General features: G+C 60.0%; 12 protein-coding genes and 1 pseudogene. 1 reads left to right on the top strand and 12 read right to left on the bottom strand.

All coding sequences use genetic code 11. From position 1 onward, the window contains the following. Positions 1 to 334 precede the first annotated feature (334 nt). From H290_RS0107090 to H290_RS0107035, 12 genes and pseudogenes are all read right to left on the bottom strand, one after another. A complete protein-coding gene (locus H290_RS0107090; protein WP_155976732.1) occupies positions 335 to 1,369 on the bottom strand; it encodes a hypothetical protein in 1,035 nt (344 codons plus the stop codon). Between the two features lie 13 nt (positions 1,370 to 1,382). Continuing rightward, positions 1,383 to 3,881, bottom strand: coding sequence for a hypothetical protein (locus H290_RS0107085; RefSeq protein ID WP_155976731.1), 2,499 nt, complete (start codon positions 3,879 to 3,881; stop codon positions 1,383 to 1,385). A gap of 442 nt (positions 3,882 to 4,323) precedes the next feature. Beyond that, positions 4,324 to 4,794, bottom strand: coding sequence for an antitoxin Xre-like helix-turn-helix domain-containing protein (locus H290_RS31060; protein ID WP_369758770.1), 471 nt, complete (start codon positions 4,792 to 4,794; stop codon positions 4,324 to 4,326). A gap of 133 nt (positions 4,795 to 4,927) precedes the next feature. Then, a complete protein-coding gene (locus tag H290_RS28020) occupies positions 4,928 to 5,395 on the bottom strand; it encodes a hypothetical protein (protein WP_020106085.1) in 468 nt (155 codons plus the stop codon). Between the two features lie 216 nt (positions 5,396 to 5,611). Next, the gene (locus H290_RS30575; protein ID WP_231373528.1) at positions 5,612 to 7,288 is read right to left on the bottom strand and encodes a hypothetical protein; all 1,677 of its coding nucleotides are present in this window, start codon (positions 7,286 to 7,288) and stop codon (positions 5,612 to 5,614) included. A gap of 75 nt (positions 7,289 to 7,363) precedes the next feature. Continuing rightward, positions 7,364 to 7,771 (bottom strand): annotated as a pseudogene (locus H290_RS32005) (TniQ family protein); the annotation flags it as partial. Next, positions 7,749 to 8,837, bottom strand: a complete 1,089-nt coding sequence (locus tag H290_RS0107060) for an AAA family ATPase (protein WP_020106082.1) — start codon at positions 8,835 to 8,837, stop codon at positions 7,749 to 7,751. The gene H290_RS0107060 and the pseudogene H290_RS32005, both read right to left, overlap by 23 nt. Further along, positions 8,837 to 10,486: a transposase gene (locus H290_RS0107055; protein ID WP_196809512.1), complete on the bottom strand. Its 1,650-nt coding sequence runs from the start codon at positions 10,484 to 10,486 to the stop codon at positions 8,837 to 8,839. The genes H290_RS0107060 and H290_RS0107055 overlap by 1 nt, the downstream gene beginning before the upstream one ends. 367 nt (positions 10,487 to 10,853) lie before the next feature. Further along, a complete protein-coding gene (locus H290_RS0107050; protein ID WP_020106080.1) occupies positions 10,854 to 11,663 on the bottom strand; it encodes a hypothetical protein in 810 nt (269 codons plus the stop codon). An 896-nt stretch (positions 11,664 to 12,559) separates the two neighbouring features. Beyond that, positions 12,560 to 15,751 carry a type I restriction endonuclease subunit R gene (locus tag H290_RS0107045; RefSeq protein WP_020106079.1) on the bottom strand — a complete coding sequence of 1,064 codons (3,192 nt, stop codon included), beginning with the start codon at positions 15,749 to 15,751 and terminating at the stop codon, positions 12,560 to 12,562. Between the two features lie 4 nt (positions 15,752 to 15,755). Further along, complete coding sequence (locus H290_RS0107040; protein ID WP_020106078.1) at positions 15,756 to 17,108, bottom strand: restriction endonuclease subunit S; 1,353 nt, start codon at positions 17,106 to 17,108, stop codon at positions 15,756 to 15,758. Next, positions 17,105 to 19,075, bottom strand: coding sequence for a class I SAM-dependent DNA methyltransferase (locus tag H290_RS0107035; protein WP_020106077.1), 1,971 nt, complete (start codon positions 19,073 to 19,075; stop codon positions 17,105 to 17,107). Before H290_RS0107035 ends, H290_RS0107040 begins: the two co-directional genes overlap by 4 nt. 314 nt (positions 19,076 to 19,389) lie before the next feature. Here H290_RS0107035 and clpB point away from each other — a divergent pair, with 314 nt between their 5' ends. Further along, complete coding sequence (clpB, locus tag H290_RS0107030) at positions 19,390 to 21,942, top strand: ATP-dependent chaperone ClpB (RefSeq protein ID WP_020106076.1); 2,553 nt, start codon at positions 19,390 to 19,392, stop codon at positions 21,940 to 21,942. Positions 21,943 to 22,219 lie beyond the last annotated feature (277 nt).

The following is a 22,219-nucleotide window of genomic DNA, read 5'->3' as shown; positions in this document are numbered from 1 at the left end:
ACGCCTGGGGCATCCAGTTGGAGCTTAGGGCGCAGGCACGAGCCGTCTACGGGGTGGGGCGTGACACCCCGCCGGGTCCAAGTTGGCGACCTCGCCATCGGACAGCTGTCATCCCTAGTGTTCAAACCACGTCCGAGACGTCACCGGTTGAGATAGCTACGCCGATCAGTTCGTGTAACACACGTGCCTCTCCTGAGGGTCATCGGATTCGTTTCTGCACAGTCGACCTCGCTGCGCCGTCGGAAGTTGTAGTTACACAGTTCGCGGGATCGATCAGCCAGAGTGGACAGCCATGACCCACGGCAAAGTCCGAAACGGGTTGTGAGTAACTCGGTCAGATTGTAGAACGCCACGCTGACGCACTTCCGTGCAGGATGGTCCCTGAGCATGAATACGTGATCCCGTGTACTGCTGAGTCCCCGAAGGTCACAGTGTCTACGTGGATGGCATCGGTCACGAGCGGATCGTCCGACCAGTAGAGACGTCCAACTCGAAGCAGGTCGCTCGTGTGAAATGTTACGCGTGCAGGTCGTCCAGGAAGGAGCTCAAGTCTATCCGTACCGCCCATCCGCCGTGGCAACCCGAAGGCGAGTAGTTGAGAGAAGATATGTGTCACTACAAGATTAATCTCTTCATTCACTTGATTGAACGATCGGGCGTAGTCTGCAGCAGACCCGGAAAGATCATCTATTACGCTGTCTGTTAACGCCTTTCGGCGCTTCAACAGTAGTCGGGGGTCGTCATGTTCGATATCCGCGAGGCGATCTTGCGTCAGTCGTTCGGACAGGCGCGTCTGCGCCGCAACCAGTTCGCTCGTGGAGTCGGAATTGAGCTTGGTTGCGGCCGCGGCGAAGGCCTGCCACGAAATCGTCGTTCGGATAGCTGCTGCCAGTTCACGCGCTGGTGCGTGTCCCCTGATCCCGAGTTCTGTATTAATCTGTCGCGGTGCGGGATCGTTCTCTAGTCCAGCGGCCACCATCTCCGGAAACCACGGAACATCGAAGCTGTTGTCCTGCATGGTGTAATACGTACCGGACGCGAGTTGTGGCGCTTTCAAGTGTGGATAGCCTGGTAGGCGTGAGCGGACCCACGCCGTCAACATCGAGACCCCGCGATCCACTCGGTTGCTCGCGGCGAGGAATGTCTGGATCCGCGCATCAATCGGGATCCCCATCTCGGGGATCGCCCTGTACACCTGCACGGGGTGACTATCTGCGTACCCATTCCGAGTCAGATTGCTCATGCATTCCAAGGGCTCGCCATTGCGGATGTTCTGCGGCAATTCTGCTCGAAACATCTGTACGACTCGCGATGTGCGCCAACGCTTCGCAAGTTTGCTTGTTGCGGACCAGGTCTCGGTGTTTGTCACCCTTGCCTCTTTCCTAAAGCCATGGGTAGTTGGCCAGTTCGTTTAACGCGTTGCGGATAAGTCCACGTGCGGTATCAAGGGGAGTCTTGCTGACAATCGCGTCCACACTGCTCCATCCAACTTTCAAATCTTCGTCGATGTCGTCGTCAAAGTGTTCGCACAACTCCACCGACGTGCTGGTGGAACGCAAGTAAACGGTCGGCCAGTATGGGGAGGATTGACTCATTGTTGCGCGAATCTTGATAGTGGCTGGTTCAGGCATTGCGCTATCTATCAGAGATTGTCGTAAATCTATTCGGACTAGATCATTCGCGATCCTGGTGACGTGCGCACGGGTTTCATTGTCATGCACCCTGAGCGCTTCGGCCGCCTTTTCGGCGGTGTCCGGAATCTTGCTGGGGTAGCCGGTGGCGGCGAGGCTTGATGACAAATATGACTGCCATAGCCGTTCAGCTGCGGCGAACGCACCGCCTCGAAACTCACGCACACCCGATCCGTTGGAGGCTTCGACGAGCTCTGCAATTGGGATGTAAGCGGCAGGTGAATGTCCAAGGGTGGCGAGCGATCGCGCAGAATCGGTTGCTATTTTTACGCCAACGTCGCCATCGATGACCTCAGGCATTAGGGCTCCGCAAAATTCGGTAGCGATTGCGGGAGATTTGTCTGAGAGGGTGCCCCGATCATGCTCAGCAAACTCGGCAACCACAAGTGGGAGGTCTCTGCAGATCAGGCTTGCGATTTCGTCGGTTACACCGGATATCTCAGCGAGGAATCGCAGTCGTAGGTAATCATTCGAAGCGATACGCGTAGGAGGACTGACAATTCCTTTCGCCATCGCCATGGCTGATACGAAGTCGGCAAGTGAGTCGTGCGCAGGACGCACAGTCTGATTGTAGTCTTCGTACGCGACGAATCCGCCACGGAGTGCTACTTGGCGCAGCTGTTCTGCAGAAGTCGGAATGCCGCTGTCTCCGAGCTGGGCAGCGGCTGCTTTCAACAGCACGTTCCAATCAAATTGGTCGCACTGTCGAGCTCCCCTCCCCAATAGTTCGGAAAAGACGATTCCGAGGCCTAATAAGCTCACCTGAAGATTTACTACACCTGTTACCCGCGCCATCTCTTCGGTGAAGATGGTGTACATCTGTGCTCGCCCTTTGATATCGAAGCCTCGAGCGACGAGTTCGGCAGCCATGGTCAGTAGGTATGGTACGGATGATGCCGATCCGAGCGCGTACCGAATTCTCTGAATAACCGTGAAGACTCGATCCTCGCCGTTGGTGCTGCCTGCATCAGCGAGTACGCGTGTGACGAGTTCGCGTTGACCATCTGGAAGAACGCCGACCAGGTGGTAAGCCGATCGATCGACCCCGGCTGGAACAACGGAGTTCAATACCGCTGGGTCGCGCCCAAAAAGCGCGATTTGACAGTGGGCTTGCGCGCTTACGACTGCGCGAATCTCCGCTGCGAGCTCGGTAAGAGAACCTTCTGGAATCTCGGACACCGAGTCGAGAACCAAAAGGGAGTCAGCGTCGCCCAAGAAGCCAAGTATCAGCTGCATGGATGCTGGGCGCTCAAGTGTGGCTGCCACGGCATCGGATATCAGAGCCCAAAACCGTCCTGGTACAAAACGCTGTGCGTCGACGACGACTACTACGGTGGAAGTTGCCGCCGCGCCGTGTCGGCGGACGCTGTCAGTCAGAGTTGACTTTCCTGAGCCGGATTGGCCGGACACTAGAGAAATTCTAGGATTCTCGCGGGGAAATAGGGCGGATAACTCCACCTGTGAGACTTCGACCCCAGCTGCATGTTCAATCGGAGTTCGCAGCGGCCTCAAGTCTGTGCGCACAGCTTGCGATTCTGGGCGTGCGACGATCGCATCGACGTACGAAGCCTTCGTGTCTATGTCCCATCTTCCGGCCGCGATGACAAAAGCGCCGTGGAAAGTAGCGCGGATCTCGTCGAGGTGTACGAGTCTGTCATCTGGACGTGGCTGGCCCGCACGGTCCGTGATCAACATGTAGAGGCGTTGAACAATGTTGTCTGCTTCGTTGACAGCGTCGAACCCGGGTACTCCCAGATGCGCTACGACGTGCTTCTTAGCCGAGCTAAGCAGCATGCTTGTAGGAGTTGGGTCAACGATGAGTCGAGTCCGAGGTGCGATAGCTGCAGCCGATGCCGTGAGTTTGTCACTCGCTTTGGTAGCGAAGGCTCCCGGATCGTCAAGTGTGCGGGCCTTCTGTAGCGTGTCGCGAAGCGCCTCTCCAGAAGGACCGAGCCGGCCTCCCAGCACGATTTCGAAGTGTGTCTGACTTCCGCAATCGGAAGTGCCGAAGGCGTTCAGCATCGCCACGATCTCAGAAGGCGGCCATGTGTCTGAAAGTTGGCGGGTCTTGATCTGCTGCGCGGCGAGTACCTGTTTTGAATCGTCCACCAGCTCTAAGTCGAAGGCATCTGTTGCACTCTCTACGCAGACGGCAGCGACAGGACCGTACTTGCCGTCGACAACCTCCAAGCAAGTCAATATTGCGCGCACCTGCTGGTATGCGACTCCAGCCTGATTCGCCCATCCTGACATTTGTGCCTTTCTTGTGGTTGATATCGATCGATAGAATATTCCGAAGCTGTGACACGCACTCTTGTCAGCCGTTGGCCTCCAAGGGTGCAGGTCTGACCGGTGGTGCCGCTCGGAGATTGGGCTCCCCAGTCTCGCATTCGAAGGTGTATCGATACCTTGATCGAATGTTGGGTCGGCGGGCTACAAACCGGTGATCTGCCAGCCCGAGGACGATTGGGTCGACGACTGGCTGCGACGGGGCGCCCATCCTTCAGAGCCTTTAAGTCGCCGCGCTAGTCGTCGCTTCGGTCTGTTTGAATCTCCTTGGTGTGAATACGATGTTTGATGCTGGATCCGATTACGCAATGGGATGAGTTCTCCTACGACCAGCTGACGCAGGTCATCTGCCGACCGCAGGCACTCCGATCTTTAGGCGATGGACGGCGAGGAGCTCTTGCATCTCATTGTCGCTCAGCAGTTTCTGATGGTAAGCGGCCTCGACATCGTCCCAGGGTCCTCGTACGTACGTGTCCGTTGCGTCGCCGTGGACTGCGGGCACAGAACCGAAGGTAAACGGCCATGTTCGGAGCTGTTGCATCATCTCGTCGGTAGTGATGAGGTCGACTGCTCGTTCGTTGAGGACATCCGCCGGCGTTTGATCCAGGAGTTCAGGGGTGCGCCGGAGTTGCCGAAGCCGTCGATTCACTTGTGCTTGGGAGATGCCGAGGATGGCGCCGATAGCGCTTTGGCTCATTCCTAGCTGTGTAAATGCGCGCAGAATTGCTCGGTTCACGCGTCGTTGCGCCACCTGCTCCAGTGCGACGGCAGAAACGAGTTCTGTGCTCCATCGAGGGTTGCGCCGGGTACTCATGGCGTCCACCTCCCGAGATACTGTTTAGTATACGTGCAGGTGGAGGCCGCGCCGAAGCCCACTATGGCCGATTGGCTCCCTTTTCGGAGACATGATTGGCAGGGTGTCGATTGGCGGCTTGCGGGTTCCAGCGCTACCACGCCGCCCCTGTGGCGATCGCCGCGATGCGGAGAACCTCCGATTCGTCGCCGGCGACCAAACGGTCTGCAGGAGTGCGATTATCGAGATCGGCGTTGGGTGAAGTCGCCCACTCAGTCAGGATGACTGCGCTACCGAACAGTGCGAGAAGTTTACGAAGCGCTGGGAGAGCAGCAGGAGTCGTTGGGTCGAACTGCCATGCGGGGTAGAGCCATTGACCGCTAGGTAGCGCAATCAGGCCGCCACCGCTGGCACGGCGACGAACTTCGGCTTCCGATATCCCGAGGGTCGATGCGGCCTGAGGTTCGGTCAGACTGTTGGCTGCGGCAGCTTCGTATGCCGCTGACTTCAATCGCTGGTTCTCGACTTCGGCATCGGCGGACTCGGCCGCGGTTGGTGTGGGACCCCAGAACGCAGGGTTCAACTCGACCTGGCGGTCTTCGGGACTACCGGAGTGGTTCATGCTGATCTCCCTCCGTCGGTTACTCAGCGGCCTGGACGCTGGTCCTATTATTGATGAGGTTATGGGCGTGATGCCAGTGCTGATGACCCAACATCGAGACCTCGTTCAAAGGGGCGTCGAGCATGTTGCCACGGACCTGCGCCAGTGGTCAGCAAGGGGGTTGCCGGAACGCCATACGCAGATATCACCCTCGACGGCGCGTAATGGTGATGGCGGCTAGTCGTCGGGTGGCTCGCTGCCGAGGGCCCGACTGCGGTCGTCGAGGTTCTTGTCGATGTCTGCCGCTGGTCTTGGCGGGTTCCGCTCCTCGATTTCAGCGATCGCGGCGAGTCTCGCTAGCTGGGCAGACGCGGCCTCATACATCTCAACACCGGTTCTAGTCAGGTACCGGGGGTTACCGCGCCGCCCGCGAACGTGCAGGTTCCTGCCGAGAAAGCCCTCCAGCAGGCCCTCGTCTAACGAAATTTGTTTTTGGACGAATCCAATCGCTTCAGCTGTTCTCGTCTGATGCTGGTTCGCGGTTCGTGCGAATCGGTAGATGGCTCGTGCGAGGGCCACGTCACCGTCAAGAGCTTGGCGTATTAGCGTTTCCGCTGTGATGCCGCGATTCGGGTCGAGTAGCTCTAGAACGTAGCTTCCGGGGAGGATGACGGAATCCAGTGTGCGTTGTTCCAACTCGGTTGGTGAAGGCCGTCGAAACTGGCCAGCTTCGAAGATTGGTGTGTAGACGACGGGTTCGCCTCCGAAGCCGTTCAACGCCAGCAGACGCTTCGCTTCGTTTACGAGTGTGTCACCTTGCCGGCTGGTGAGGTTCGCAACAAAGCTGATGTATGACTTCACGAAAGGGCCGAAGAACGAGCGAGCTCCGCTGTTGCCGAACGGATCTGAGCCAGTGAGTAGTTGCCAAACGAACCGTGTTGGATGCGGGTGGCGGGTTCCTTTGTCGTACAGAATGATAGGCGATGGAAACACGGCGCGTCGGCGTTGGTAGTCAATTGGTGGTGGATGCACCCGCAGGTGATCATGCAACGTCAAGTAGTACCCCAGCGTTCTTGCGGAATCTCCGGATGCCCACAACGCTTGCAATTCAATCTCGAGGAGATACTCCTTCACGACAATTCCGAAGTGCCGGCGTTGCGACTTGGGCTTAGTTGGATGGCCGAGAGCGGCGAGTGTGATAGTTGAGGTGAGTGGCAGTAGACCGTGGGCTCGGCGCCCGACTTCCGGATGGTGGTTGACCACCTCCGGCCACGCCCGCGCTGGAAGGTAACTGGTCGGCAGAGGCGGAACAGGTGCGGTCTGTATGACCTCCGCATGCCCTACCGGTATTGATTGCGGCCCGGTCAGTGTCGTCATCGCGCGTCGAGCCATCAGGTAACGGGTGCTCGTAGTGGCGATCGCTCTTTTGTTGTCGCTGGCTGGCCGGGATGTTCCGTAGCGCTGCGCCGTCGCTGGCGGAACCCAGGAGAGATGCTTCACTGCGTGATGGCTTTCCGGGTCTGTGAACGCGGTGACGAGAAGCGTCTGAGCAACTACTTGGCGGAGGCCGTCAACGCTAGTGTTTGGACTGACTGTGATCTCGTTGAGAATCGCCGTTGTGTGAGGATCCTGCATTCCATAGAGCGTGATTGTCGATTTCGAATCGTCCTTTGCTGTCTGGCGACTGGCCGAAAGGCTGATGTTCACAATGTCTTTGAATAATGCCTTGGTCGTTTCCTCGATTCCTCTGAGCGCGGGCAGTGAAACCCTCGGGCTTCTAGTCGCCAGGTCTATCCATGCTTGGGCCAGTGAGACGCGGCCGCGTGTATTGACGGTGTGTACCGCGGCGGAACGAAGTTCGTCGGTGCATCCGGCTGCTCCGCAGATAGCGTTGCGAGTTCCCTTCGGTTCCAAGGGCGTTGGATACCACGCTTTCGTCATTCGTGGTTTCTCGCCGCACTTGGGGCAAGTGTGGAGAAGAACGCAAAGGTGAGTTGAGCAGATGACGCTTGTTTGCAGGTACCACCGGAGGTTCCACCTGTCACGGGAGTCTTGTAGGCAGAGCGGGCAGTACTTGCTGGCGTGTCCGGTTGTCAAGACCCGACGAAGTCGGCCGGTGTCGGGTTCTCCTAGTGCGGCTCGATAGCGGTGAAGCGTTGCGTTGCGAATCGACTCAGCTGGTGCGCCGGTGGCGGTGGCAACCTTGTTTGCGAAATCGTCTGTGACACCGGTAGAGAATCCCCAGGAGCGTTGACCAGGTTCGATTCCGCAGGTTAGTAGGACGTCGCGGACCGTGCATCGAAAAAGCCTCGCCAGATATTCGAGCCAGGAATCTAGCGATTCGTCCGGGAGTGGCTGGTCAGTGAGCGGGAACCTAACCACGGTCGATCTCCTCATCGCTCATGCCGGTCACGGCATAGACGTGTGCGCGGGTGGGTGAGACGCCCATGTCGGCTGCGAGGGAGGCGATTCGGGCGATGAGTTTGAGTCCCCGCCCGGTACGGCCTCCTGCCCGTGCGTTGATCTGCTTTAGCGCGGTGATCGTTCGGAGATGCTTCGGGTCGAACCCTTCGACCCTGTCTAGCTGGTCGATCATCGAGAGCATGCGCTCGATGAAGCGATCGTCGGGTTGCTTCCTATCCCCGGAGGGTAGTGGCCGCATCGGAAAGTACTGCATGCGCAGTCGAAGTTGCTCGACTGCGGAGTACTGAGACCGCTGAAACGCACCTTCGGTGAGTACTTTTGAGCCGGATTGCTCTCGGCCTGAACGTGGCGCGACGGTTTCGGATGGAACGTGGAGCAGTGCGCTTTGTTGAAGGCCTGCGCCCACGAACACGAAGCTTGCAGGTAGTGCCGTCATGATGTCCTTCAGGTGGTCGGTGAGCGCGCGGGTTCCGCTGCTGCGTTTGATGAAATGTGCGTCGTCGACGACGATGAGCAGCGTGCCGACGTTGCGCATCGCTGCTTCGAGGCAATCGAGCGCTGCGGCGAAGCCGCCGCGACTTGGTAGCGGGACTCCGATGAACCGCGCGATCTTGTCGAGCAGTGTCCGTGCGAGTTTTCCGTCACCCAGGTTGCCAGAGATGATCACGACTGGAATGTGTTCGAAGGGAGCAGCGACGTCGTCCGCCTGGTTGTCGCAGAGCCAGTCGTGAATCCGCAACGCGGCTGCTGTCACCGCGAGAGTCTTGCCTACCAGTGGCGGACCATCGATCGCCAGCCACTGTCGTGCACCGTTGACCGACGATCCATTTTCGATGAGTAGGTTCACCATGAGCTGATGGAGGTCAGTCACGTCGCTGGTCTCAATAGGCCCGATCTTCCTGATCCAATTCGCGACGAGCGCGGGGTTGTCCGAAAGGGCGCAGGGAGGAGGCGGCATTTCGTCGATGCGGCGAACGAACTTGACGAGGTCGAAGCGGTCGTAGACGTTGAGCGGGCGCGTGATTCGTTGTGTGGTCATCAGTCATCCTCCAAGACATAGACTTTGGCCATCTCGAAGTCATCGATCTCGTAGATGGACACGTCCACGGGGAACGCTTTCGTTCGCTTGTCCTCGGAGACGTTTGGCCTTTTGGCGTTGGGAGTGCCCTCCGGAGACGGCAGCGCGGTCTGCAGTTTGGCCCGGTCGTGCGCCCACTTGCCCGGTTCTGTCTCGATGATGCGATTACAGAAGTGGACGAAGGCTGACTGCGCGTTGAGCTTTTCGTCGGGTGAGAACTTCTTCTGACGGAGTTCAAACATGTAGTCCGACATTAAGATGTCACTGAACGGCTCGACTGCGGTGCCGTCATCGTGAATCGCCTGAAGCTCGCACCATCGTTCACGTTCGGTGGAGTAGAAAAACGTCCGTGACTTGTCGGCGGGGTCGAAGTGGATACGGACGGTCTTCTCGTATTTGCCCGACGGGTTCGTTTCGCGGGTGATGTAGTTCAGTTCCGCGCTGGCGTACTTGAGGCCGTCGTGCCGGACCACGCCCGAATCTACCGCGGCAACCGCAGAGTCGAGGAGGCCGAACACATCGTCAGCATGGATTCGCGTCTCAACCCAACCTCCACGGGCGAGCGCGCGTGCGTACGCTTGCGCCGGAGTTAGCAGGGTGGTCTCGTGCGGGTCGGCCGGCAACCCGGTGTGCGGCAGATAAGGATGGAACGTATGGGCGAACTCCTGCACGATGCGTGAGGCGGCGCGAAAGCTCATCGCTGCCTTGACTTCGCTGCCCCGCTTATGTGAGCTATTGCCCACGTACCCGGCGAACCACTGCTGCATAAGGTCAAGGGAGGCGTTCGCCGATTCAACTTGCCCCTTGTCGGAGCCGGTGCGGGATCGGCATCCTTCGATGTCGATACCGAACCGTAGTGCGAGGTCGATGATGGACACTCCCACCATCTCGCCACCGTTGTCCACAACAACGGCACCGATTTCGTCGCTTTGGTGGATGACAAGCTGTTCGGGAATGCCCAGTGCTATCAGGTGATCGCGTTCAATATCGGGTAGCACGATGGGACGCATCATCTCGAACAACAGAAGCTTGACATCACGTGTGGTGGGACGGTCCGCGCACAGGCGGGTATGAAAGAGTTTCGTCGCGCAGCAGGTCGCAACGAGGACGTGAGGGCGAAACGATTCGCCGCTATCGTGGTCGAAGACCTCGATGTTCAGTGGTGTTCCATCGACTTCGACCCGCTCGAGCGGTCGCGAAGGCCTTGGTCGCCGATGACCGGAGATGTTGCGCGACTCCTTGTTTCGGCGTTGGACTGCGCTGTCCTGTGGGATTCCCCTCTGGTACAACTTGATCAGCTTCTTCAGACGCCGCGCGGTCAATGCTGGGTCTATGACATCGGCGTTGTCGAGCGCGACACGGACTGCGACGATCTTGGCGTCTAGGTTGGTGCTCGACGTTTTCTCACTGTTGAGAATGGCGACTGTGGCGGAGATGAGGTCGAGAATGTTGTCTTTGATTCCGATCCGGGGGTCGCTAGGTACCGGAATGCCGCCGGGTGCCAATGCGGCAACGTTGCCTTTGGTCGCCAGGTAGGTCTGCCGAAGTTCGAAGAGGGTTGATCGGCTGTAACCCCGGATGCCTTTGAGGTCTGCGATCTTGGCGTTCATCCGCTTGTCGATGTCGTATCGTGCGGGGTCGAACCGGTGGTCACAGGTTCTTGGGTTGAACGGCTCTCCAGTTTTGTTGCCACACAGCACTTCGCGGATATGCGAGGCTCGTTCGAAAGCTGTCGCGCGATTCTTCGGCGATAGTAGCTCGAGTGATGTCTCCATGTCAGCATCCGGCTCCCGCGCTGGAGTTACCCAGTGCGAGTGTCCCGAAATAGCCTGCAGTAGCGGAACTTCGCACATCTCCCCGGTCTTGTCATTGCTGAGTATGGCCATCGAAGGGAACTTGTCCGCGTTGACGGCGACCATGGTGTGTGAGGTGCCGTTGTAAACCCAGCTGGCACTGGCCCGAAAGAGGCGGGAGGTCTCAGACATTGGACGACCTCCAGGTCAGGCGGCTGCGCATTGAGATCGGTTCAGAGAGTTTGATGTCGGCGTGGCACTGCGCGACGACACGAATCGCGCGGCTTAGTCCGACAGGGCCTCCGCCGGCCGCCTCGGTCAGCCACATCATGGTGGCGGGTCGGGATTTGTCCACATCCGGCCACCAGTCCGCTACCGTGACTGGGTTTCGCCATCGACGCATCGCCAATACCGACAGGTTCGCTCTGCGCTCAGGCTTCATGTCCGTGAAGATCTCGTAGTCGGTGCCGGTCTGACGGCAGGTCTCGCGCATCAGACGGTCCATGACACGACCGGTGAAGGTGTCCATACCATCCGAATATCGGATGTCGGCGAACCAGTGATGGTGGTCGATGTCCTGCCCTAGCACATCGGGTATGTGGATCAGTGTTTTTGAGCCGTACTGCCATCGCACGACCGCGGGCTGCCCGATGTACCCCCAGTGCTGTGCACGTCGGTCGAACTGACGAAGCCAGGCGGCTTCGAGTAGCGACTCGGCTAGCACCAAGTGCGAATGGCCGCCGAATTGTGTTGCATGATAGGCGAATTTGGATCGTGCCTTGTGGTGCGTGCCGATTCTTCGCACAGGATGCAAAGGCGCAAGCTCGACGTCGCCGAGACCGGTGAACGCGTTCTCGAGGACGTGCTTGCCGTCCCAGAGCAGCACCGTCGCGGAAGAGGCCAACTCGCTGACCGCCTCGTCGTCTTCTAGGACCCGTTCGGCATCGTCGCGGCGCATCTGGTTGCCGAACAGTGTGCGCAGGTCAGTCTCCATCCGGCGAGTTCCCCCGCGCGCGGGGACGCGAGGTGCTGTGGGGCGCTGAGTAGTCATGCCAGCCCTCGGTGAGTACGAGTGGGGGCTGAGAGAGGCATGGGTGGAAAAGGGTGCACAAAACTAGGCATGGGGTATATCCTTCGAAATAGTGGTTGGTCCACGCGCTTGCGTGGTGAAGCAGTAAGCCGGGTGGCAGCCCGGCTTTCTGTGTATCTGGCCCCGAAAGTGACATGGCTATATGCCGCGAGATCATCACAGGGACAAGAGATATGGGCGGTCCACGCGCCATGTGCAGAGCGCGTTCGCAGTGGCGAAGACTAGCGGGTCGCTCGGGGAACAGCGCTGGTTGGGGCGCTGCAAGATGAGGAGGACCCGTGCGCCAACCGACTGCGCTACCGGGGGACGCGAAAGCAACGCAAGCCAGCGACCGGGGATGACAACGCACGGATCGGGACCTGACCACTACTTGCGAACCTTTCCGGTCGTAGGGCACTCAAGGCTCCGATGTCATGGATATTAGCGCTCGCGTGGCTCTCTCGCGTCGGTATCCAGAGTTAGCGATCGCAATGGATACAACGGGACTACCGCCAGCACAACCGAACCCCAGCATCGCTTGGTAGTCGTTTGGCTAACCCCTGCGCGCAGGGAGATGGCTCTTCTTTTGGGATGGAACAAATCTTGACCTCACGCCAGCGACCGTGCGGTGAAAGATCCGAAGTCCACTCCAGCGGGTGCATGAGCGGGCCGATGTCGGCGAAAACGTGTGTCTCGGGTGGCTACCGATAGCGCGTCGACGAGATGCCAGTCCACTCCACCGACGCAAACACCCACCGTCGAGTGGCAACCGCCGAAATGCCGGAGTGCCAAGGCTTACCACGATCCGAGCGGCGTGAAGCCTACTGCGACTGCCCGTGGTCGATGGTCTGCTCGTCGGGCGTGTACCTGACCTCTGCTGCCATCTCAGATTGCACATCTCCGCGCTCGGCGTCGTTGAGGGCTCGGTGGATGTCGGGCAGCAGTGCGTCCAGGAGGGTCTGGGCGATGGCTTCGCTGGAGAGGATCTGGCCGGACAGGTCTTCGGACGCCTTCATGGATTCGATGACCGCGCTGGTGAACACAGTCTTGATGTCGGGGCTGGCCGAGAATTGGGCCAGTGAGTTCGCTTTCGCCTGCTCCTGCAGCGTCTCGCTCTCGGTGAGTTTGTCGCGGATGTGAGTGACAACAGCTCGGGTGCTGGCCTCGGTGTGCTCGCCGGAGAACAGGTCGTTGATCTTGGCGATGATCTCCTCGAACCGAACCAGCTCTGGATCTCGTACGACGCCGCTGCCGGCCTCGCGCATTGGATCGACGGTTGCTTCCCCGGTCAGCTTGTTCTTGGCGGTGGCTTGTTTGTGTTGGTCGATGTAGTCGAATTGCACGGTTGATAGATCGATTTCGTGGTTGATCTGCTCGCTGGTGATCGTTGGCGCGAGGTGTTTGAGGAACCGTGACCGGGCTTCGAGCATTGGGTCTTCGTAGTCGACGATCTGGGACAGGAAGTCGTACAGCTTGATGTAGGTGGAGACGTCCTTGCGGAACATGTCCAGCTCGTCCCGAGCCGTCTGGTCGTTGTTGGCGATCGCTTGGTGTTCGCCGTCGCGGAACCGTTGCCGGGCCGGAGTGATCCACCCGGTCAGTGCGTTGTTGCCCTTGCCCGCCACGAACGCCTCGGCGAAGCCGGCGACCTCGCTGTCGGTGTAGATCGCGGCCATGTCCAACTTCGACGCCAGGGTGTGGATGATGTTCGGGTCGGTGACCCCCGAGAGGGTGGTGGCCTCGTAGTACGGTTCGAACGCGTCGACGATGTCCTTGGGGTCGTTGGTGAAGTCGAGGACGAAGGTCTGGTCCTTCTTCGGCGGCAACGTCCGGTTCAACCGGGAAAGGGTCTGCACCGCGGCGACACCGGAGAGCTTCTTGTCGACATACATCGCCACAAGCAGCGGCTGGTCGAACCCGGTCTGAAACTTGTTGGCCACCAACATCACCTGGTACTCGTCGGTATTGAACGCATCGCGTAGGTCCCGACCGTTGAGCCGTGGGTTCAACGAGGTTTCGGTGAACTTGTCCGGCCCGGTATCGGTGTCGATCACCTCCCCGGAGAACGCCACCAACGCCGCGACGTCGGTGTAACCGTGCTCGGCGACGTACTTGTCGAACGCCACCTTGTACCGCACGGCCGCCTTGCGGGAGGAGGTGACGACCATCGCCTTGGCCTTGCCATCGAGCCGCCAGGCGATGTTCTGCCGAAAGTGCTCGACGATGATTTGCACCTTCTGGGAGATGTTCGTCGGGTGCAGCTTCACCCAGTTCATCACTGACGTGATCGCCGCCGACTTGTCCACCAGGTCTTCGCCGGCCGGACCGTCGGTTTTCACGGCGATAGTGCCGCCGGTCCGGTCGGTATCACTCTCGTAGGCGCGGCCGTTGTGGGTGAGGCGAAACGCCGTCTTATAGGGGGTGTAGTTGGTCAGGACGTCAAGGATGAAGCCCTCTTCGATGGCCTGCTGCATCGAGTACAAGTGAAACGGCGCGGGCAATCCGTCCGAGCCGGGGCGGCCGAACAGTTCGAGGGTCTTACCCTTCGGGGTGGCGGTGAATGCGAAGAACGAGATGTTCGGTGTCGATGCCCGAGCGGTCATCTGTGCCGCCAGGATGTCCTCGGTGTCGATGCTGCCGCCGTCGGACAGCTCCACCAACTCGCCCGGCGAGAGCACGTCCTTGAGCCGCTTCGACGCCTCGCCCGCCTGGGAGGAGTGGGCCTCGTCGGCGATGATCGCGAACGAGCGCGATGCCAGTTCGGCACGGTCGGCGATCGCGTCGAGGGCGTGCGGGAATGTCTGGATGGTGACGATGATGATCGGGGTCCGTGCGGCGAGGGCGTCGGCGAGCAGCTGGGACTTCGAGCCACCGAGTCCGTCGATGTGGGCGACGACGCCGTGCACCTTGTCGATCTGCTTGATCGCCTCCTGCAGCTGGGAGTCGAGGACCGTGCGGTCGGTGACAACGATGACTGAGTCGAACACCTTCTCGTCAGCATCGTTATGCAAACCTGAAAGCCGGTGTGCCAGCCAGGAAATCGAGTTGGTCTTGCCGGAGCCCGCCGAATGCTGGACAAGATATTTGTGTCCGGGCCCCTCTGTTCGGGCGGCCGCGACCAGGCGGGTGACAACCTCCCACTGGTGGTAGCGCGGGAACAGCATTGTCTTCTTCCGGGACTTCGTCCCGGTGATCGGGTCGACGCTGTCGCGGATCTCCAAGTGCATGAACCGGCCGAGAATGTCCAGCCATGTGTCGCGCGCGAGAATCGTCTCCCACAGGTAGGCGGCCGGCGAGCCCTCGGGGTTGGCTGGATTGCCTTTGTGGTGCTGGTTTCCTCGGTTGAAGGGCAGGAACACGGTGCTCGGCCCGGCGAGCTTGGTGGTCATCTCCACCTCGCTGTTCGAGACTGCGAAGTGCACCAGCGCACGCGATCCGAACGCGAGTAGTGGCTCGCCCTTCGGTAATCGGGCGGTTTTGTACTGCAGGATTGCGTCGGTGATGTTCTGGGTGAAGTCGGTCTTGAGTTCCGCTGTGGCGACGGGTAATCCGTTGACGAAGAACACCAAGTCGATGCTGTTGTTGCAGCGGGTGGAGTAGTGGACTTGCCGCGTCACCCGCAGCCGGACTTTCGCGTACTTCTCGGCGGTGGTCGTATTGAGCGTGGTGTTCGGCGCGAACTGGCACATCGCGAACTTGGCGTTGATGTGCTTGAACCCACGGCGCAGCACCGACAGGGTGCCGCCGTCTTTCGCCGGATCAGCATCGAGGGTCTTCGACAGGGCCTGCAGCACACCGTGTTTGGCGGATTCCAGCGCCGGTCCGGTCAGTCCCGGTTTGAGGTGCTTCGCCAGCTGCTCGGGTTGTGTGTCGGCCAGCCAACCAAAAACGTCCTCCGGGAACAATGCGAGCTCCCGGTCATAGCCGTTGTCGTTCTGCGAATACTCCCAGCCGTGGGCGGCCAGGTGTTCGCAGATTTCCCGCTCGAACTCAATCTCATTGTGCTGGGCCATCGGTCTACTCAGCCTCTCGAACGTCGATTCTGCCGGTCACTGCGGCCGTTATCAAGGCCGCCCGGTACTCGCGCAGCACCGCTACCATTTCCGTTGCCTTCGCGATCAGCAGATCCATTTTGCCGCATCGCAATTGCAGGTAGTCAACGATCTCCTTCTGTTCTGCTAGCGGCGGGATGGGGACGATGCACGACGCGAGCGTGGCTGAATAGATCACTTCAATCGTCGTCGCGTTACTCAGAAACGTGAATTGCTGACGGAGACTCGGACTTTCATTCAGAAGTAAGAGAAGGAAGTCGTTCACTAGCAGACTCTGATCGACCCTGATACGTATCACGCACGGATGAAGCACTCCCCGCGGTGCAGTAACCGGCACTTCGAAGGCACGCCCAATCGACCCCCTGGTGGTGACCAAGACGTCGCCGGGCACTACCTCAAACACCCTCATGGCCTGATACTTGGATTCGCTAACCCACTCAGGTCCCGCAAGCGGGTCGCGATCCAAGACTGCCCGCTGATTGAATACTTTCGCGTAGTTTCCTGTCATTTCTGATGCCGTCAAGTCACTGCCAAAGGGACCTGCTTTGATTGCCCCAGTTTCTGCACGTAACACGTGCTTAAGTGGCGCGGCCCTCCAATTAGCCGGAATCTCGCCCAGGGAATCAAGGCGGGAGTCTTTCATGTCGGCGTCGGGATTCAACCCCTTGGTGACGGCGTGAGTGATGGTGGCGGTGCGGTCTTCGTGCAGGGTGGCGATCAGCTGGTTTTGCTTGACAATGAGCGAATCAATTCTGTCTGTCTCGCGGTCGAGGAAGTCTGCGATGACTTCCTGCTCGCGTACTGGAGGTAAAGCGAAGTTCAGGCGTGGAATGTCCTCCATGCTGATGTTCTTCTGAGTGTTGTTGGTGCACAGTCCATCGATCTCGTACTGCGAGCCAAGAGACTTGAGGAAGTACTCCATGAACGCGGAGGTGCACAAGCCCACCCTCGGTCTAAGTATCGCGAGAGGAGACCAGACGTTGAACTCCTGGCTCGTTTTGACTTGGGCGATCTTCCCGGTCGAGGCCGCCTTTCCCATGAGAACATCGCCTCGTTGAGGCCTTGCCTTCTTAGAGAAACGGGCGTGGTCCGATTCGGAAATGTAGCGGCAACCCTCAAAAACGAGCTCGCCGTCCTGAATTCCGTCGACCGACAGAAACGGGATTCCGGTGTCGACAAACTCAGGCGTCTCGTGAGGACCATCACTTACGGGCTGCGCTAGCAGGTGTCGAAGGGTAAGGGAAGTCCAACCGATCGGAATCTTTCCAAGCCACTCGACCGCAGTCTCCTTATACTCCGGGTATGCGGGCCAGTTCATTCGCCGACCTCGGCGAGCATTTCAGTTATGTCCTTGACTAGGATCTGCAGGTCGGCCTTGATCTCAGTTAGGTCCCGGGGCGGCACGTAACGGTAGAAGTGCCGGGTGAATGGGATTTCGTAGCCGATCTTGGTCTTCGCGTGGTCGATCCACGCGTCAGGCACGTGCGGGAGGACCTCGCGGGCGAAGTACTCCTCGACGTCCTCTGTCAGCGGCACATTTTCGGTGTCCCGTAGCGCCGGATCGGGCTCGGGGTTGCCTTTCGAATCGGTGCAGATCACCGCATCGTCGCCATGCTCACCGATAGTCGACCATATTGTCTTGACCAGCGGCGCACCGGGTTTCGTGATCCCGGTCTTGCGCAGCGCATCCTTCAGCTCGCCGACGAAGCCGTCGCGGTCGTTCCACTCCCAACCGATCAGCCCGGTCAGGGCTTTGCGGATCGCTGCCTGCTCGCCTGCCTTCAGCCTCTCGATCGACTTCTGTGCGAGGACCGCGTCGACCTTCTCATCGGTGGGCACGAACAGCAGCTGCAGGGGTCGCTCGACCGTGATAGCCGAGTAGCCGAAGTCCTCGCCGTTGAACACCTTCGACAGCGACGACTCATCGACGCTGCCCGGGTCGTTGACCTGTTCGACGTACAGTTGCGCAATGGTCGCGATGTCTTCGGGCCGGAGCTCTTTGCGCTTGGAGCCGAGGGACTTACGCATCTTCCCGAACATGGCTGACCCATCGATGAGCTGGACCTTGCCCTTGCGGTCTGCGGGCTTGTGGTTGTCGAGCACCCAAATGTATGTGCTGATGCCGGTGTTGTAGAACATGTCGACCGGCAGGGCGACGATCGTGTCGAGCAGGTCGTTCTCGATGATCCAGCGACGGATGTTCGATTCGCCCGATCCAGCTCCGCCGGCGAACAGTGGGGAGCCGTTGAGAACCATTGCGAGGCGGCTGCCGCCGTCGCGGGGGGCGCGCATCTTGGAGATCAGGTGCATCAGGAAAAGCAGTGACCCGTCGGAGACCCGGGGTAGACCTGGCCCGAAACGGCCAGCGTGCCCGCGCTGGGTGTGCTCGTCGGTGACGGCCTTCTGCGCCGACTTCCACTCGACGCCGAACGGCGGGTTCGAGAGTAGGTAGTCGAATGTGCTGCCGCTGTAGCCGTCGTCGGTGAGGGTGTTGCCAAGGTAGATGTTGTCGACATCCTGGCCCTTGATGATCAGGTCGGACTTGCACATCGCGTAAGAGCGGGCGTTGACCTCCTGTCCGTACATCACGAGGCGGGCCTTGGGGTTCATATCGCGGAGGTGCTCGTCGGCGACGGAGAGCATGCCGCCGGTGCCGGCGGCGGGGTCATAGATCGTGCGGACGATGCCGGCCTTGGTGAGCACTTCGTCGTCGTTCTGGAAGAGGAGTTCGACCATCAGTCGGATCACCTCGCGTGGGGTGAAGTGGTCACCGGCCTGCGCGTTGTTGGACTCGGCGAACCGTCGGATCAGTTCCTCGAAGATGTAGCCCATGTCGTGGGCGGAGACAGCGTTCGGGTGCAGGTCGACGTTGGCGAACGCTTTGACGATCAGGAACAGAAGGTTCTTCTTGTCCAGGTCCGCGATCAGCGAGTCCATGCCGAAGCCGTCGAAGACGTCTCCGACGTTCGATGAGAAGCCTGCGATGTAGTCAATGAGGTTGTCAGCTAACCCTTCTGGGTCGGCGGCCAGCTTGGTGAAGTCCCACTTCGAGGTGTTGTAAAACGAGTAACCCGACTTCGCGATCAGGAACGGTTTGAGTGGGATGTTCGAGCGCTTCTTCTTCTCGAACTCATCCAGCACGGCTGTCTTGGTGGGTTCGAGAATGCAGTCGAGACGGCGCAGGATCGTCAGCGGCAGGATCACGTCCCCGTATTGATTCGGTTGGAACGGTCCACGCATCAGGTTCGCGATCGACCAGATCAGGGCTGCATTCGTCTTGGCCATTGGTGTTGCGGTCTCCTCGTTCGGGTGGTCGAACTGACCCTACCGCTGGAGGCACGATCAGCGGTTTCCTAGAGTGGCGTGGATCACACGCCGTCCAGACTTTGTGACTCCTGAGGCGATCCAGTCCAGTAGTCCAGAATTTTCGCTCGCCAGTCCAGTCTTCGCGTGAGCGCGGCAGACGGTTCGGTGCGCCGAGAAACCCCAAAGAATTCAGACTTGAGTGGAACAGACTCAACTCTTGATGCGTTACACCTTCTGAACGGGCGCAATGGCGACCCGTAACTGCTTGTATAGACCTAGAAGGAAGGTGACTCGTGGACAGCTTCAACCCCACCACCAAGACGCAGGCCGCGTTGTCGGCCGCGATCCAGGATGCAGCGGCAGCCGGTAATCCGGATGTCCGGCCTGCCCATGTGCTCGTCGCATTGCTGGATCAGTCCGACGGAATCGCTGCGCCGCTGCTCAAGGCGGTTGGCGTTGACCCTGCTCAGATCCGTGGCGCCGCGCAACAGATCGTCGCCGGGTTGCCGAAGGCCTCCGGCGCCAGCTCGACCCCGCAGTTGAGCCGGGAGAGCATCGCAGCGATTTCAGCGGCCCAGCAGCTCGCCGGTGAACTCGATGACGAGTACGTATCGACCGAGCATCTGGTTGTCGGTCTCGCCAAGGGCGACTCTGACGTAGCCAAGCTGCTCGCCGGTGCCGGCGCGACAGCCCAGGCCCTGCAGGACGCATTTGTTGCGGTCCGCGGCAGCGCTCGCGTGACCACCGCGGACCCCGAAAGCACGTATCAGGCGTTGGAGAAGTACTCCACCGACCTGACTGCCGCTGCCCGTGAGGGCAAGCTCGACCCGGTCATCGGCCGCGACACCGAGATCCGTCGCGTCGTGCAGGTGCTGAGCCGTCGGACAAAGAACAACCCGGTCCTCATCGGCGAACCCGGCGTCGGTAAGACGGCGATCGTTGAGGGTCTCGCCCAGCGCATCATCGCCGGCGACGTTCCCGAGAGCCTGCGTGGCAAGACCGTCGTCTCCCTGGACATGGGTTCGATGGTCGCCGGTGCCAAGTACCGCGGTGAGTTCGAGGAGCGCCTGAAGGCAGTCCTGGAAGAGATCAAAGGCTCTGCAGGACAGGTCATCACGTTCATCGACGAGCTGCACACCATCGTGGGTGCCGGTGCCACCGGCGACTCCGCGATGGACGCCGGCAACATGATCAAGCCGATGCTCGCCCGCGGTGAACTGCGGATGGTGGGTGCCACCACCCTCAGTGAATACCGTCAGTACATCGAGAAGGACGCGGCCCTCGAACGTCGTTTCCAGCAGGTGTATGTCGGGGAGCCTTCGGTCGAAGACGCCATCGGCATCCTGCGCGGACTGAAGGAGCGCTACGAGGTGCACCACGGCGTGCGCATCACCGACTCCGCGTTGGTCGCTGCCGCGACGCTGAGTGATCGGTACATCACCGCGCGCTTCCTGCCGGACAAGGCAATCGACCTGGTCGACGAGGCCGCATCCCGGCTGCGAATGGAAATCGATTCGCGCCCAGTCGAAATCGATGAGGTCGAGCGGGTCGTCCGCCGGCTCGAGGTCGAAGAGGTCGCTCTCGAAAAGGAGACCGACGCAGCATCGAAGGTACGGCTGGACAAGCTCCGCCAGGAGCTGGCCGACCAGCGCGAGAAGCTCAACGAGCTCTCGGCCCGCTGGCAGGGAGAGAAGAACGCCATCGACTCGGTGCGCGACCTCAAGGAACGCCTCGAAACCCTTCGCGGCGAATCCGAGCGGGCCGAACGTGACGGCGATCTGGGCCGGGCAGCCGAACTCCGGTACGGCACGATCCCGACTTTGGAAAAGGAGCTCGACGCCGCCGTGGCGAAGTCGGGTGCTGACTCTACCGGCGACGTGATGTTGCAGGAGGAGGTCGGACCGGACGATGTGGCACAGGTGGTTTCGGCCTGGACCGGTATCCCCGCCGGGCGCATGCTCGAAGGTGAAACCACCAAACTGCTGCGGATGGAGCAGGAACTCGGATCCCGGGTGATCGGCCAGAAGCTTGCAGTCGAAGCGGTGTCCGACGCAGTGCGCAGGGCCCGGGCCGGAGTTGCCGACCCGAACCGGCCGCTGGGTTCGTTCCTGTTCCTCGGCCCGACCGGCGTCGGTAAAACCGAGCTGGCGAAGGCTCTTGCCGAGTTCCTGTTCGACGACGAACATGCCATGGTCCGCATCGACATGAGCGAGTACGGCGAAAAGCACAGCGTGGCAAGGCTGGTGGGTGCACCTCCGGGCTACGTCGGCTACGAGGCCGGCGGCCAGTTGACCGAGGCGGTGCGGCGTCGCCCCTACACGGTGGTGCTGTTCGACGAGGTCGAGAAGGCACATCCGGACGTGTTCGACATCTTGCTGCAGGTCCTTGACGAGGGTCGTCTGACCGATGGTCAGGGACGTACGGTCGACTTCCGCAACACCATCCTGATCCTGACGTCCAACCTGGGTTCGGGTGGAACCAAGGATCAGGTGATGGCAGCGGTGCGGTCGGCGTTCAAGCCCGAGTTCATCAACCGCCTCGACGATGTCGTGGTGTTCGATGCACTCACCCCGGACCAACTGGTCTCGATCGTCGACATCCAGTTGGGTCAGCTCGGCAAGCGCCTGGCGCAACGCCGGCTCGATCTGGAGGTCTCCGAGAACGCCAAGAAGTGGCTTGCCACACGCGGATTCGACCCGCTCTACGGTGCTCGTCCGCTGCGCCGGCTGGTTCAGCAGTCCATCGGCGACCAGCTCGCGAGGGCATTGCTGGCCGGTGACATCACCGACGGCGACGTCGTCCCGGTGAACACGAGCGCCGACGGTGAGACCCTGTTGGTCGGCTGATCGGTCGGGCCTGACCACAGGCCCGCGGCACAAACTCCCTGCACCACATTTGGTGCAGGGAGTTTTGTCTTTCTGGGCATTGGCTCGTCGACGTGGATCGAACATACGTTTGACAGCGAGAGATCTGTGGGATAGACTCGAAGACAGCGCATTCCCCTGATGACGAATCATTCCGAAGTCTCCTTCCCGTATTCGTCCGTATCTGCCCAGGGGTCCTCAATTGTCAGAGCTAACCGGTTTCGATGTAACACCCGAGGGTGTGTTGTCGAGGTTGGAT

Origin of the sequence: Nocardia sp. 348MFTsu5.1 (genome assembly GCF_000383535.1) — a bacterium.
Taxonomy (GTDB): Bacteria; Actinomycetota; Actinomycetes; order Mycobacteriales; family Mycobacteriaceae; genus Williamsia; species Williamsia faeni.
The sequence above is the reverse complement of the archived record's forward strand: the minus strand, read 5'-3'. Positions and strand labels throughout refer to the sequence as shown.

What these genes read in the sequence shown, in the direction of transcription:
- H290_RS31060 (WP_369758770.1), bottom strand. Translation starts at nt 4,794, where the DNA reads ATGAGTACCCGGCGCAACCCTCGATGGAGCACAGAACTCGTTTCTGCC.
- H290_RS28020 (WP_020106085.1), bottom strand. Translation starts at nt 5,395, where the DNA reads ATGAACCACTCCGGTAGTCCCGAAGACCGCCAGGTCGAGTTGAACCCT.
- H290_RS0107060 (WP_020106082.1), bottom strand. Translation starts at nt 8,837, where the DNA reads ATGACCACACAACGAATCACGCGCCCGCTCAACGTCTACGACCGCTTC.
- H290_RS0107055 (WP_196809512.1), bottom strand. Translation starts at nt 10,486, where the DNA reads ATGAACGCCAAGATCGCAGACCTCAAAGGCATCCGGGGTTACAGCCGA.
- H290_RS0107050 (WP_020106080.1), bottom strand. Translation starts at nt 11,663, where the DNA reads ATGGAGACTGACCTGCGCACACTGTTCGGCAACCAGATGCGCCGCGAC.
- H290_RS0107045 (WP_020106079.1), bottom strand. Translation starts at nt 15,751, where the DNA reads ATGGCCCAGCACAATGAGATTGAGTTCGAGCGGGAAATCTGCGAACAC.
- H290_RS0107040 (WP_020106078.1), bottom strand. Translation starts at nt 17,108, where the DNA reads ATGAACTGGCCCGCATACCCGGAGTATAAGGAGACTGCGGTCGAGTGG.
- H290_RS0107035 (WP_020106077.1), bottom strand. Translation starts at nt 19,075, where the DNA reads ATGGCCAAGACGAATGCAGCCCTGATCTGGTCGATCGCGAACCTGATG.